13 protein-coding genes and 1 riboswitch are annotated in these 14,000 nt (G+C 59.5%); of the genes, 7 read left to right on the forward strand and 6 right to left on the reverse strand.

What is annotated here, in order from left to right; all coding sequences use genetic code 11:
* The first annotated feature begins 69 nt into the window (after nt 1-69).
* The 4 genes from ade (at nt 70) to BAR1_RS01015 (ending at nt 4,733) form a co-directional block, all read left to right on the forward strand.
* The gene (gene ade, locus BAR1_RS01000; RefSeq protein WP_118941296.1) at nt 70-1,878 is read left to right on the forward strand and encodes an adenine deaminase; all 1,809 of its coding nucleotides are present in this window, start codon (nt 70-72) and stop codon (nt 1,876-1,878) included.
* Nucleotides 1,875-3,359: an AMP nucleosidase gene (locus BAR1_RS01005; RefSeq protein WP_118941297.1), complete on the forward strand. Its 1,485-nt coding sequence runs from the start codon at nt 1,875-1,877 to the stop codon at nt 3,357-3,359. The genes ade and BAR1_RS01005 overlap by 4 nt, the downstream gene beginning before the upstream one ends.
* A gap of 135 nt (nt 3,360-3,494) precedes the next feature.
* Nucleotides 3,495-3,785, forward strand: a complete 291-nt coding sequence (locus tag BAR1_RS01010; RefSeq protein ID WP_118941298.1) for an HU family DNA-binding protein — start codon at nt 3,495-3,497, stop codon at nt 3,783-3,785.
* A gap of 78 nt (nt 3,786-3,863) precedes the next feature.
* Nucleotides 3,864-4,733 (forward strand): DMT family transporter, encoded by an 870-nt coding sequence (locus BAR1_RS01015; RefSeq protein ID WP_118941299.1) that lies wholly within the window; start codon nt 3,864-3,866, stop codon nt 4,731-4,733.
* Between the two features lie 96 nt (nt 4,734-4,829).
* Here BAR1_RS01015 and BAR1_RS01020 read toward each other — a convergent pair whose 3' ends face one another.
* Both BAR1_RS01020 and aroC read right to left on the reverse strand, forming a co-directional pair.
* Nucleotides 4,830-5,819 (reverse strand): hypothetical protein, encoded by a 990-nt coding sequence (locus BAR1_RS01020; protein WP_118941300.1) that lies wholly within the window; start codon nt 5,817-5,819, stop codon nt 4,830-4,832.
* Between the two features lie 84 nt (nt 5,820-5,903).
* The gene (gene aroC, locus BAR1_RS01025; protein WP_118941301.1) at nt 5,904-7,004 is read right to left on the reverse strand and encodes a chorismate synthase; all 1,101 of its coding nucleotides are present in this window, start codon (nt 7,002-7,004) and stop codon (nt 5,904-5,906) included.
* A gap of 95 nt (nt 7,005-7,099) precedes the next feature.
* Nucleotides 7,100-7,200: riboswitch (TPP riboswitch) on the forward strand.
* 39 nt (nt 7,201-7,239) lie between these two features.
* Here aroC and thiB point away from each other — a divergent pair.
* The 3 genes from thiB to thiQ are packed head-to-tail and all read left to right on the forward strand — an operon-like array spanning nt 7,240 to nt 10,443.
* Nucleotides 7,240-8,226 (forward strand): thiamine ABC transporter substrate binding subunit, encoded by a 987-nt coding sequence (gene thiB, locus BAR1_RS01030; RefSeq protein ID WP_118941302.1) that lies wholly within the window; start codon nt 7,240-7,242, stop codon nt 8,224-8,226.
* Nucleotides 8,202-9,761, forward strand: coding sequence for a thiamine/thiamine pyrophosphate ABC transporter permease ThiP (locus BAR1_RS01035; RefSeq protein WP_118941303.1), 1,560 nt, complete (start codon nt 8,202-8,204; stop codon nt 9,759-9,761). Before thiB ends, BAR1_RS01035 begins: the two co-directional genes overlap by 25 nt.
* Entirely contained in the window at nt 9,748-10,443 is a 696-nt protein-coding gene (thiQ, locus tag BAR1_RS01040; RefSeq protein WP_118941304.1) for a thiamine ABC transporter ATP-binding protein, read from the forward strand. Before BAR1_RS01035 ends, thiQ begins: the two co-directional genes overlap by 14 nt.
* A 50-nt stretch (nt 10,444-10,493) precedes the next feature.
* On the opposite strand, the gene BAR1_RS01045 is transcribed toward thiQ, so the two are convergent.
* The 4 genes from BAR1_RS01045 to BAR1_RS01060 form a co-directional block, all read right to left on the reverse strand.
* Nucleotides 10,494-11,297 (reverse strand): cytochrome c1, encoded by an 804-nt coding sequence (locus tag BAR1_RS01045; RefSeq protein WP_118941305.1) that lies wholly within the window; start codon nt 11,295-11,297, stop codon nt 10,494-10,496.
* Nucleotides 11,298-11,313: 16 nt separating this feature from the next.
* Nucleotides 11,314-12,621, reverse strand: coding sequence for a cytochrome b (gene petB / locus BAR1_RS01050; protein WP_118941306.1), 1,308 nt, complete (start codon nt 12,619-12,621; stop codon nt 11,314-11,316).
* Nucleotides 12,622-12,633: 12 nt separating this feature from the next.
* The gene (gene petA, locus BAR1_RS01055) at nt 12,634-13,194 is read right to left on the reverse strand and encodes a ubiquinol-cytochrome c reductase iron-sulfur subunit (protein WP_118941307.1); all 561 of its coding nucleotides are present in this window, start codon (nt 13,192-13,194) and stop codon (nt 12,634-12,636) included.
* Nucleotides 13,195-13,388: 194 nt separating this feature from the next.
* On the reverse strand, nt 13,389-13,997 hold the full coding sequence (locus BAR1_RS01060; protein ID WP_118941308.1) for a glutathione S-transferase: 609 nt from the start codon (nt 13,995-13,997) through the stop codon (nt 13,389-13,391).
* Nucleotides 13,998-14,000: the final 3 nt, after the last annotated feature.

The raw sequence follows: 14,000 nt of genomic DNA on the forward strand, positions 1-14,000 counted from the left end.
TTACCCCCTACATACCCGCCATGCGTTTTCAGGGCTTGCATCATCCGCAAATCTGACGACAATAGGTAAATGGAAAATACAACTCTCAAAACATGGCCGGAATCCGCTACCAACCTGATCGCTGTCGCGGCAGGACGCGCACCGGCCGATACCGTTATTCGCGGCGGGAAATGGGTGAACGTCCAGTCCCGCGAAATCCTTGAAAATCATGACATTGCCATCGCCGACGGGCGGTTTGCCTATTGCGGACCGGATGCGTCGCATTGCATCGGCGAGGGCACCAAAGTGATCGAGGCCGAGGGGCGTTACATCATCCCCGGCCTGTGTGATGCGCATATGCACATCGAATCGGGCATGTTAACCCCCGCCGAATTCGCCCGCGCCGTCATCCCGCATGGCACCACGTCGATGTTCACCGACCCGCATGAAATCGCCAATGTTCTGGGCCTGCGCGGCGTGCGCCTGATGCATGACGAAGCCCTGCTGCAACCGATCAACATCTTCACCCAGATGCCCAGCTGCGCCCCCTCGGCGCCGGGTCTGGAAACCACCGGCTATGAAATCACCCCCGAAGACGTGGCCGAGGCCATGACATGGCCCGGCATCATCGGTCTGGGCGAAATGATGAACTTCCCCGGTGTGATCAATGCCGATCCGAAAATGCTGGCCGAAATCGCGGCGACCCAGAACGCCGGCAAAACCGTGGGCGGGCATTACGCCAGCCCCGACCTTGGCCCCGCCTTCCACGCCTATGTCGCGGGCGGCCCGGCGGACGAACACGAAGGCGTTTGCGAAGCCGACGCGATTGCGCGTGTGCGTCAGGGGATGCGCAGCATGATGAGGCTGGGGTCGGCGTGGTATGACGTGGAAACACAGATCACCGCCGTGACCGAAAAGGGACTGGACCCGCGCAACTTTATCCTCTGCACCGACGACAGCCATTCCGGCACTCTGGTCAATGACGGCCACATGAACCGCGTGGTGCGCCATGCGATTGACTGTGGCTGTGAACCTTTGATCGCGCTGCAAATGGCCACCATCAACACCGCCACCCATTTCGGGCTGGAACGCGAACTGGGGTCCATCGCACCGGGCCGCCGCGCCGATCTGATCCTGACCTCGGACCTGAAAACCCTGCCGATTGAAACCGTGATCGCCCGTGGGGTGATTGTGGCCGAGGCGGGGGAAATCAAGGTGGACTGCCCGCATCTGGATTGGCCCGACGATGCCCGCGGCACCGTGCATCTGGGCAAACATCTGCAAGCTGCCGATTTTGAAATCAAAGCCCCCGAAGGCGCCAACGCGGTCAAGGCCAAGGTGATCGGCGTGGTTGAAAATCAGGCCCCGACCAAGGCATTGACGGCTGAGCTGGATGTGCAGGACGGGCTGGTTCTTAGTGACGAGGCAAACGATGTCTGCCAAATCGCGCTGGTTGAACGCCACCGCGCCACGGGCGAGGTGGTAAACGGCTTTGTCTCGGGCTTTGGCTATAAGGGGCGGATGGCAATGGCCAGTTCCGTTGCCCATGACAGCCACCATATGATCGTGGTCGGCACATCACGCGAGGATATGGCACTGGCCGCCAACCGTCTGGGCGAAGTTGGCGGCGGGATTACCGTCTGGCAGGACGGACGCGAGCTGGCACTGGTGCAATTGCCCATCGCTGGCCTGATGTCCGATGCCCCCGCCGTAGAAGTCGCCGCCGCCGCGCAAAAGATGGTCGAGGCCATGGCTGCCTGCGGCTGCACCGTCAACAATGCCTATATGCAACATTCCCTTCTGGCCCTTGTGGTAATCCCCGAATTGCGGATCTCCGATCTCGGGTTGGTGGATGTCACCAAATTTGAACTGACCGACCTGTTTGAGGATAATAAATGAGAAAAATAATAACAGAGACCGACACTCTGACCCCGCCCGCCATCACGACCGAGGAATTCACCGACGCCCGTGCCGCCGTTGACCGGATATGCGCGCTTTACAACACCTCGACAGAATTTCTGTGCAAGCATTTCGCCGACACTCTTGGTGGCAAACGGCCAAAAGGGCGGATGCGGGCGTTCTACCCCGAAATCCGCATCACCACGACCAGCTATGCGCAGGTCGATACCCGCCTCAGCTTTGGCCATGTGTCCGAACCCGGCACATACGCCACCACAGTCACCCGCCCCGATCTGTTTCGTTACTATCTGGAACAGCAAATCGGCCTGCTGCTGGAAAACCACTGTGTTCCGGTCTCTATCGGCCTGTCGCAAACCCCGATGCCGGTGCATTTCGCCGTCGCCAACGAAGCCAACGTAACCGTGCCGCAAGAGGGTGCGATGGATTTCCCCCTGCGTGATGTCTTTGACGTGCCGGACCTGTCCACTACCAACGATGATATCGTCAACGGTTTCGGCTTTGAAAACCCCGACGGCTCCGGCCCGCTGGCACCGTTTACCGCCCAGCGGATTGACTATTCTCTGGCCCGCCTGTCCCATTACACCGCCACCAAACCCGAGCATTTCCAAAATCACATCCTGTTCACCAACTACCAGTTCTATTTCGAGGAATTCGAGGCCTACGCCCGTGCCCAACTGGCCGACCCCGATAGCGGCTACACCAGCTTTGTCGGCACCGGCAATGTGGAAATAACGGACGCAGACGCCCCGATGCCGCTGCCCGCAAAACAGCCGCAAATGCCGACCTTCCATTTGAAACGCAAAGGCGGCGGCGGGATTACCTTGGTCAATATCGGTGTCGGCCCGTCAAATGCCAAAACCGCCACCGACCATATCGCGGTGCTGCGCCCCCATGCGTGGCTGATGGTCGGCCACTGCGCGGGCCTGCGCAATTCCCAGAGCCTTGGCGATTTTGTGCTGGCCCATGCCTACCTGCGCGAGGACCACGTTCTGGATGATGACCTGCCCGTCTGGGTGCCCATCCCCGCGCTGGCCGAAATCCAGATTGCGCTGGAAACGGCTGTGGCCCAAGTGACCAAACTGGAAGGGTTCGAGTTGAAGCGCATCATGCGGACCGGCACGGTGGCGTCACTGGACAACCGCAACTGGGAACTGCGCGATGATTCCGGCCCCGTGCAACGCCTGTCCCAGTCCCGCGCCATCGCGCTGGATATGGAAAGCGCAACAATCGCGGCCAACGGATTTCGCTTCAGGGTGCCCTATGGAACGCTGTTATGTGTCAGCGACAAACCCCTGCACGGCGAGCTGAAATTACCCGGTATGGCGTCCGATTTTTACACCACACAGGTCGCCCGCCACCTGCAAATCGGCATTTCCGCTATGGAATCCTTGCGCGAAATGCCGCTGGAACGCATCCATTCACGCAAATTACGCAGCTTTGAAGAGACCGCTTTCCTGTAATTTCGCCTGAAACCAGATAAAATCGGCAAAAAAAGGGGAAAAGGCACAGCTAATCGTTGTGCCTGCCCCCAACATTCAGTTAAATACGCCCAATGAGGCCCAAGATAACGCGGGCAGAACAAGGAGACCTGTAAAATGGCGACGAAACCAATGACCAAGACCCAACTTGTAGCCGCTCTGGCCGAAGAAATGGGCACAGACAAGAAATCGGCATCCGGCGCGCTGGATGCGATCATTGCGATCATCACCCGTGAAGTTTCCGGCGGTGGTGCAGTAACTCTGCCCGGCGTTGGCAAAATCTATTGCCGCGAGCGCCCCGAGCGCATGGTGCGCAACCCCGCCACTGGCGAGCAGCTGAAAAAAGCTGCCGACAAAATTGTCAAAATGACAATCGCCAAGGCGCTGAAAGACAGCGTAAACGGCTAATATCCTGCGGGCCTTGCGCCTGAATGGAAAACCGATAGGGTCGCCCGACGGGGCGGCCCTTTTTCGTGGGACACAGGAATGGACATTCGCGCAATCTTTATGGGGCTTAGCTTTGCCTTTATCTGGTCGTCGGCCTTTTCCTCGGCGCGGATCATCGTGGCCAACGCCCCGCCGCTGGCCTCGCTTTCGCTGCGGTTTTTCATCTCGGGTATTCTGGGTGTGATGCTTGCGCGACTGATGGGCCAGACATGGCAACTGACCCGCGACCAGTGGCGCGCGACCTTCATTTTCGGCCTGTGCCAGAACGCGCTGTATCTGGGGCTGTTTTTCTACGCCATGCAAACCATTGAGGCCTCGCTTGCCTCGATCATCGCTTCGGTTATGCCGCTGATGGTCGCATTTGCCGGTTGGGTGTTTTACCGTGACAGGCTACAGCCGATTGCCGTTCTGGGCCTGATCGCAGGCATGATCGGGGTGGTAATCATCATGGGGTCGCGTATCAACGGCGGGGTCGACATGTTCGGCATCGGGTTATGCGTGATCGGCACCATCGCGCTGACCATCGCCACCCTGTCCATGCGTGGGGCCTCCAGCGGCGGCAATCTGATGATGATTGTGGGTTTGCAGATGTTCGTCGGGGCGGCGTTCTTGGCCGTGGCCTCGCTGTTTCTGGAAACCATACAGGTCAATCCTACATGGCCGCTGGTGCTGGCATTCATATACACCACCCTTGCGCCAGGCCTGCTGGCCACATGGATCTGGTTCGCGCTGGTTGCGCGGATCGGGGCGGTGCGCGCCGCCACCTTCCATTTCCTGAACCCGTTTTTCGGCGTGGCGATCGCGGCCTTTTTGTTGGGCGAAAAGATAGGTCTGATGGATGTGCTGGGCGTGGCGATCATTGCAGGCGGGATACTGGCGGTGCAGCTTTCCAAACAAACCGCTGCATAAGCCAACAATCCTCCCGCCCACAAATCTAAATCAGGGTTTCTTTTTCGCATAAATATCCCCGCCGGAAGCATAAGGTTTTCCGCGGCGGGGTTAGGCTCAGGATGTGGTCGCTGCCGTAACCGGTTCAGGTGTTTTCTTCCCCCCGACCCAACCCGCCGCCTTTTCCGCCAGCTTCCCGAATTTGGCCGAGGCCCCATCCAGTTTCGCAGTCCATTCAGGCTTGGGTTCCTGCCCCTCGGTCACCTTGAAGTACGCCTGCAACAGACAGGCAATGGCAAAGGGTTCGATCAATGCCACCTTGGCCGCCCAGGCAAACAGAATGGCAAAGACAAACCCACCCGCCGAAACCGCACTGGGCATCAGGTAAACAATGGCACCGGCAGGGGCCAGCATCAGCAGGAACACCACAAAGGCCAGCGCATAGGAAATGACCGTGATCCACGCGGCATTGACCAGCATCGGTTTGGCGTTCTGCCCGTATAGAACCACCGCATCCCGCGCCGTTTCCCAGGGGTTTTCCGAACGGGTGCGGAAAATCTGTGCAAGGATCACCTCGTCAATCAGCCCCACGGCAACCCGCAGGAACGCCCGCACCACACCCATGATATTGTCCAGCACCGGAATCGGCAGGAATGATGCGATGCCTTGTATCAATCCGGTAATCGCCCGCAGCACGCCTTTGACCAGTTGATCGACCGCAAACAGGATCGAGGATTGGCCGAACCGCTCCTTGACCATCGCCTGCGCATAGGCGATCTGCCCTTTGCCATCGGGCAATTCGCGCCCTTCCAGCAGTTCCACCATCACCGCGATATGACCGGCCTTGACCATATACAGGATATATTCGCGCAGGAAATAGATCACACCGGCCGTCAGGGCAAAGCCCAGCCCGCCGCCCCACAGGGTGGCCGAGGCCCGAAAATCCGCATCCCCCATCGCGCCAACGCCCCAGCCAATGCCGGCACCTGTGCCGGTAACAATTACATAGGCGGCGGCTATGCCGAAATAGACCGCCATACGGAATAAAATAAACGGTGCGGTTTTGCGCATCAGACGCATGGATACACCAAAAGAAAAATCGGCCATAATAAAACTCCTGAAAATAAACTTTCAGGTAAAGGCCTAGCAGATATGGAAAACCGGAACAGGTAGGTAAAACCTGACCCAGAGTCAGCCAATCTGCCCACCGCCATCACCCACCTGACCGCGGTGCAGTAACAGATGGTCCAGCAGCACACAGGCCATCATCGCCTCGCCCACCGGCACGGCGCGGATGCCGACGCAGGGATCGTGGCGGCCTTTGGTGATGATCTCGGTATCCTTGCCGGATTTGGTGATGGTCTTGCGCGGGGTCAGGATGGACGACGTGGGTTTCACCGCAAAGCGCACCACCACGTCCTGCCCGGTGGAGATACCCCCCAGAATGCCGCCCGCGTGGTTGGAGCTGAAAACCGGCCCGTCCGGCCCTATGGTGATCTCGTCTGCGTTTTCCTCGCCGGTCAGAACGGCGGCCCCCATGCCTTCGCCGATCTCGACACCCTTGACGGCATTGATCGACATCATCGCGGCGGCCAGATCGGTGTCCAGCTTGCCATAAACCGGCGCGCCCAGACCGGCGGGCAGGCCACGGGCGACCACCTCGACCACTGCACCGACCGAACTGCCGGATTTGCGCAAGCCGTCCAGATAGGCGGCCCATTCCTCGGCGGCATCCGCATCCGGCACCCAGAAGGGGTTGCGTGAAATCTCGTCCAGATCAAACCGCGACCGGTCAATTGCCAATGGTCCCATTTGTACCATATAGCCGGTGATTTGTACGTTTGGTGCCAAAACCGCCAGTGCCGCCCGCGCCAACCCGCCCGCCGCCACCCGCGCCGCCGTTTCCCGCGCCGAGGACCGCCCGCCGCCGCGATAGTCGCGGATGCCGTATTTCTGCCAATAGGTAATATCGGCATGACCGGGGCGGAATTTTTCGGCAATCTCGCCGTAATCCTTCGAGCGCTGATCGGTGTTTTCGATCATCAACTGCACCGGTGTGCCGGTGGTTTTCCCCTCGAAAACCCCCGACAGGATCCGCACCTGATCCGGCTCGCGCCGCTGGGTGGTATATTTGTTCTGCCCCGGTTTGCGCATATCCATCCAGTGCTGCAACATCGCCTCGGTCACCGGCACATTCGGCGGGCAGCCGTCCACCGTCGCCCCCAGCGCGGGACCGTGGCTTTCGCCCCATGTGGTGACGCGAAACAGATGGCCGAAAGTGTTGATGCTCATCAATGATGCTCCTTTTGTTCTTATGCGTGTAACGCCCGCATGGCGCTGCCTCAAGGGATTTTGCCTTGCCAGCGGGGAAAACGGGGCATAGATGTGGGATTACCTCGGGGAGCCTTTACTGGCTGAGACGCGAATTCGCGGACCCGTTGAACCTGAACCGGTTAGGACCGGCGGAGGGAAGGTTTTGGAATTCTCCACCTTTGCCCCGCCCGCCTGCATAGATGGAGAATGAAAGATGAAGACATCCATATTTGCTGCGGGATTTTGCGTGCTCGCCAGCGTGGCCACCGCAGAAACCCCTGTTTTGACAGTATATACCTACGACAGTTTCGTATCCGACTGGGGCCCCGGCCCGGCTGTGGAAAAGGCGTTCGAGGCGACCTGCGGCTGTGATCTGCAATTCGTCGGCGCGGGTGACGGAGCGGCTTTGTTGGCCCGCATCCGGCTGGAAGGCGCGCGCACCAAGGCCGATGTGGTGCTGGGGCTGGATACCAACCTGACAGCAACGGCGGCTGAAACCGGCCTGTTTGCCCCATCCGGCATCCGTGCGAATTACGATCTGCCCGTGGCATGGGAGGACACAACATTCGTGCCCTATGACTGGGGCTATTTCGCCTTTGTCTATGACAAAACCAAACTGGCCACCCCGCCCAAAGGTTTCAAAGCGCTGGCGGCATCGGACCTGAAGATCGTCATTCAGGACCCGCGGTCCTCGACCCCCGGTCTGGGGCTGTTGCTGTGGGTGAAAGACGCCTACGGAGACGAGGCACCGATGATCTGGGAAGATCTGTCGGACAACATCGTCACCGTCACCAAGGGCTGGTCCGAAGCCTACGGCATGTTCCTTGAGGGCGAGGCCGATATGGTGCTGTCCTATACCACCTCGCCGGCCTACCACCTGATTGCCGAACAGGACGACACCAAGGCAGCCGCCCCCTTTGCCGAGGGCCATTACATGCAGATCGAGGTTGCCGCAAAACTGGCCGGAACCGGTCAGCCGGAACTGGCAGACAAATTCCTGCAATTCATGGTGTCGGACGGGTTCCAGTCGATTATCCCGACGACCAACTGGATGTATCCGGCCATCACGCCGGCAGATGGTTTGCCGGACGGTTTTGAAACCCTGATCACACCGGCCAAATCGCTGTTGGTTCCGGCCGGTCAGGCGGATGCGTTGCGCGATGCGGCGCTGGCTGAATGGCTGACCGCGCTTTCAAAATAACCCCTTTGATCCGGGCCGGTTTCGGGGCTGTTCTGCTCTTGCTGGCCCTGATCATCGTGCCGCTTGCGGCCCTGTTGTGGCGGGCCGAGACGCCTGCGGCATTGGGCGCGGCGGATTGGGCAGCGGTGCGGTTCACCCTGCTGCAAGCCGCGATCTCGGCGGGCATCAGCGTGGGGTTGGCCGTGCCGGTAGCCCGCGCCCTGGCGCGGCGGCGGTTTGTCGGGCGGGGTTTGCTGATCACCCTGCTGGGCGCGCCGTTCATCCTGCCGGTGATCGTCGCCGTTCTGGGCCTGCTGGCAGTGTTCGGGCGCAGCGGTATCCTCAGCACAATGTTGGGCTGGATCGGCCTGCCGCCGGTGCATATCTATGGTTTGCACGGGGTGGTGTTGGCGCATGTGTTTTTCAATCTGCCGCTGGCAACACGCCTAATTCTGCAAGGCTGGCTGGCGATACCGGCGGAACGGTTCCGGCTGGCGGCATCATTGGGGTTCGGGTCGCGCGATGTGGCGCGGGTGCTGGAATATCCGATGTTGCGCAGCACCCTGCCGGGCGCGTTCATGGTGATATTCCTGATCTGCATGACCAGCTTTGCCGTGGTTCTGGCGCTGGGCGGCGGGCCGAAGGCCACCACGGTGGAGCTGGCGATCTATCAGGCGTTCCGGTTCGATTTCGATCTTGGCCGCGCGGCGCTGCTGGCGGGGTTGCAATTCACCTTGGGGGCCATTGCCGCCGGGGTGATGTTGCGGGTCTCGGTGCCGTCAACGATGGGCGGGGGGCTGGACCGGACGGTCGAGCGCTGGGATGTTTCGGCGGGTTGGCGGGATGCGCTGTTGCTGGGGGCGGTCGCTCTGTTCCTGATTGTGCCGCTGGGGATGATCCTGATGGACGGGTTGCCCTATGTGTTTTCCCTGCCCACAAGCGTCTATCAGGCGGCGGGGCGGTCGCTGGCAGTGGCGATGGTGTCGATGGTGATCAGCACGGGGCTGGCGTTGTTGCTGGCGCTGCTGGTGGTGCGGTTGCGCCGTGGCGCGTTGCTGGTGGAAAGCATAGGCTATATCACGCTGGCTGCGTCGCCTTTGGTGATCGGCGCGGGGCTGTTCATCGTGCTGTTTCCGCTGACCGATCCGGTGGCGCTGGCGCTGCCCGTCACCGCCCTTGTCAACGCGGTGATGAGCCTGCCCTTTGCCCTGCGCACCCTTGTGCCGGCGGTGCGCGATGTCGAGGGCACTTACGGGCGGTTGGCCGATAGTCTGGCGATGACCGGCTGGGTGCGGATGCGGCTGGTGATGTGGCCACGCCTGCGCCGCCCGCTGGGGTTTTCAGCAGGGTTGGCGGCGGCGTTGTCGATGGGGGATCTGGGGGTGATTGCCTTGTTTTCCGACCCGAACGGCGCGACATTGCCGTTGCAGATGTATCGCCTGATGGCCGCTTACCGGATGGATCAGGCGGCAGGGGCGGCGGTGTTGTTGCTGGGCATGTCGCTGCTGTTATTCTGGGTTTTTGATCGCGGAGGACGCGCGGATGCTGACGTTTGAGGATATGCACTATACGCAGGACGGATTCAGCCTGCACGCGGATTTCACGGTGCAGGATGGCGAGATGCTGGCGGTGATAGGTCCCTCGGGCGGGGGTAAATCAACCCTGCTGAATGTGGTTGCGGGTTTTTTGGAGCCGACATCGGGGCGGGTGTTGTGGGATGGTCGCGATTTGGCCGGAACCGCGCCCGGCAAGCGGCCTGTCAGTATTCTGTTTCAGGATAACAACCTGTTTCCCCATATGACGGTGGCGCAGAATGTGGGGCTGGGATTGCGGCCGGATCTGCGCCTGTCGGGGCAGCAGATGGCGCAAGTCGAGGCCGCGCTGGAGCGCGTCGGGCTGGCCGGATACGGCAGGCGCAAACCGGCGGCACTGTCGGGCGGGCAGGCAAGCCGCGTGGCGCTGGCACGGATGCTGTTGCGGGGCAATCCGCTGGTGTTGCTGGACGAACCCTTTGCCGCGTTGGGACCGGCGCTGAAGGTGGAAATGCTGGACCTGGTGCGGGATCTGATGGGGGAAACGGGGGCCACTTTGATGATGGTCAGCCATGACCCCGAGGATGCGAAACGGATTGCACAGCGGACGGTTCTGGTGGCAGATGGCGAGGCGCAGGCGCCGGTTGATACAGCCGGAATTTTCGCAAATCCGCCCGAGGCGCTACAGACCTATCTGGGCAAATAAAAAACCCCGCCGGATCAGGGCGGGGTTTCTTTTTCTTGTCGTTTTGAAAATCAGCTTTCGCCGGATGTTTCATCCTTGGCGCGCTGTTTGACCGGTGCCCATAGACGCTTGTTGGTTGCATAAAGCAGAACCGACAGCATGGTCAGCAGGATTACCGCGATGAAGCCGGACTTTTTGCGATCCATCATTTTGGGTTCGGCTGTCCACATCAGGAAAGCAGCAACGTCGATCGCTTCTTTTTCCAGCTCGTTGCTGGAACCATCGGCAAATTCGACATCCTCGCCAAACAGGGGCGGAGGCATGGAAATCCAGCCGCCCGGGAAGGCGTGGTTTTCGTAGTAGGTCGTGCCAGCCTCTTCCTTTTCCTCGCCGGTGTAACCGTTCAGGATGGACACGATATGCTCGGGTCCCCCGATGCCGCGGAACAGCTGGTTCATGCCGGTGCCGTAAGGGCCTTCATAGCCTTTGCGGGCCTTGGCCATCAGCGACAGGTCAGGTGCGTTCGGATCAGCCGAAGTCGGGAAGTGGTCGGTCGGCTTGCGCGGAACGTCCTCGTCCTTTTCGGGGTCATAGATATCGAACTGTTTGGCATAGGCGCGAACCTGATCAGCAGGCAAAGACGGGCCACCATCGTCACCAAGGGTGCGAATGGGCACGAACTTCAAACCGTGACAAGCCGAGCAAACCTCGGTGTAGACCTGAAGGCCGCGTTGCAGCTGGTTCTGGTCATAGGTCCCGAATGGCCCCTCGAATGAAAAGTCGACGCTTTCGGTATGGATCTTTTCACTGGCCGCAACACCCCCAACCGAAAGGGTCAGGGCGGTGACTGCGGTGATCGCAAGTTTCATAAACATTGTCCCGTTTCCTTTCTTAATGGTTGCCGTAATGGGCATTGAAATCTTCTTCGATCGTGGCCGGTGGTGTGGTTGGTTTCTCGATCACGCCAAGCAGTGGCAGGATGATCAGGAAGTAGCCGAACCAATAGGCCGAAGCGATAAGTGCGATGGTCGGGTAAATCCCCTCGGTCGGGCGCGAACCCACCCACATCAGCACAAGGAAGTCGATAACCAGTACCAAATACCACCACTTGAACATAGGGCGGAACCGGCCCGAGCGCATTGAGGATGTATCCAGCCAAGGCACCAGGAACAAAACCGCAATCGCCCCGAACATCGCAATCACACCAAAGAATTTGGCGTCGATGATACCGAAGGAAGCCCAGTTCACCAGTTGCACAACCCAGACGTCAGCCGTAAAGGCGCGCAGGATGGCGTAGAAGGGCAAGAAGTACCATTCAGGCACAATGTGCGCCGGTGTCGATAGCGGATTAGCCTCGATGTAGTTATCGGGCTCGCCCAGATAGTTGGGCATGAAACCGACAATGGCAAAGAAGATCAGCAGCACGATGGCTAGTGCGAACAAATCCTTGATCACGAAATAGGGCCAGAAAGGAAGCGTGTCTTTTTCGGCTTCTTCTTTTGACCCGCGGCGCACTTCTACGCCAGTCGGGTTGCCGTTCCCTGTGGTGTGGAATGCCCAGATGTGAATGGCGACAAGTGCAGCCAGCACGAAAGGCAGCAGGTAATGCAGCGAGAAAAAGCGGTTCAGCGTGGCGTTATCCACGGCAGGTCCACCCAGCAGCCATGCCTGGATGCTTTCGCCGATGAACGGGATCGCGCCAAACAGGCCGGTGATCACGGTCGCACCCCAGAAGGACATTTGCCCCCAGGGCAGAACGTAGCCCATGAACGCGGTCGCCATCATCGCCAGATAGATCAGCATACCGATGATCCATGTCACTTCGCGCGGGGCCTTGTAAGACCCGTAGTAAAGACCACGGAAGATGTGGATATAAACGGCGATAAAGAACAGGGATGCGCCGTTTGCGTGCAGATAGCGCAGCATATAGCCACCGTTCACATCGCGCATGATATGTTCAACCGAGGCAAACGCCAGATCGACATGCGGTGTATAGTGCATCGCCAAAACGATACCGGTGACGATTTGCAGCACCAGACAGAAGGCCAGCACGATGCCCCAGATCCACATCCAGTTCAGGTTTTTGGGGGTGGGGATCATGATTGTGTCGTAAACCAGCCCGACAATGGGCAGGCGGCTGTGCAGCCATTTCTCAAAGCCCGTCTTGGGCTCGTAATGATCGTGAGGAATACCGGACATTACTAACTCCCTTTAACCGAGCTTGATTGTTGTGTCGTCGAACCACGCCGAAACCGGAACATCGAGGTTCCGTGGCGCAGGACCTTTGCGGATACGGCCGGCACTGTCGTAGTGCGACCCGTGACAAGGGCAGAACCAACCACCAAAATCACCGGATGCACCACCCAGAGGCACACAGCCAAGGTGTGTACAAACGCCAATCATCACCAGCCATTCGCCGTTTTCGTCCAGCGTGCGGTTTTGGTCAGACGCATCGGTGTCGGGTTTGTTCTTGTTGCGGCTTTCGGTATCGACCAAATCTTCCAGAGGAGTTTCGCGGGCCAGTTTAATGTCGGTTTCATCGCGGCGGCGAATGAACACGGGCTTGCCGCGCCATTTCACGGTCAACTGTGTGCCAACTTCTAGGTCCGAAACGTCAACAAGGATAGATGACAGCGCACGGACATCCGCGCTGGCGTTCATCTGGTTTACAAGCGGCCATACGGCTGCACCGGTGGCAACAATGCCGGTACCTGCGGTAGCGTAATACAGGAAATCCCTGCGGCTGCCTGAGTGATCATCTGTGTGGGACACTGGAATCCCTCCTCTCTCTGCATATTTATCTGCATTTAAGCCACGCCCATAGGTTCGGCCGCGGCTGTTAACAGCGCTCCTTGGCGCGGTGTTTAGCTCTGGAATCAGGGCGCGTCCAGCATTACAATGCAAAGAGGACATTTAAGCGCAGTTAATTCGGTAATTTTTCCTGTGAAATTGCGCCGCTGCAACAATTAGACCGCAACCGGGCGGGTGGCCTTCATTGCGGGCCGTTCGGCAAAGGATGCGAACCAGTCGTCCAGCGCGTCGCGCCCTTTACGCCAGTTGCGATCGTCATGGCGAAAATCCAGATAACCCAGCGCGCTGCCAATCGCGATATGGCTCATATCCAACGGGCCGGCAAGGTGGCTCATCCAGCGGGTGGTAATTGCGTCCAGCGCGCGGCTGATTTTATCCCATTGCCCGTTTACCCAGTCGGCAGATTGCAGGTTTTCGGGGCGGCAGCGCCCCTCGTAAACCATCAGCACGGCGGCATCCATGATCCCGTCGGCAGTGGCTTCGAGCGTCAGTGTCTCCCAAAGGGTGCGGTCCGGATACAGCCCCGAATCCGCGCGGGCATCCAGATAGCGGCAGATCACGCGGCTGTCGTAAATCGCGGGACCGTCGGGGCGGGTCAGGGCTGGCAGTTTGCCCAGCGGGTTATGGGCGGTGGGCATGTCGGTTGCATCCAGCGGGGTGCCGGTGGCGGTCAGCAGTTCCACGTCATCCAGTTGGCCGGTTTCATGCAGGGTGACCATAACCTTGCGGGCAAAAGGCGAGGCGGAAGCATAATATAGTTGCATGTT

It is taken from the genome of Profundibacter amoris (assembly GCF_003544895.1).
Taxonomy (GTDB): Bacteria; Pseudomonadota; Alphaproteobacteria; order Rhodobacterales; family Rhodobacteraceae; genus Profundibacter; species Profundibacter amoris.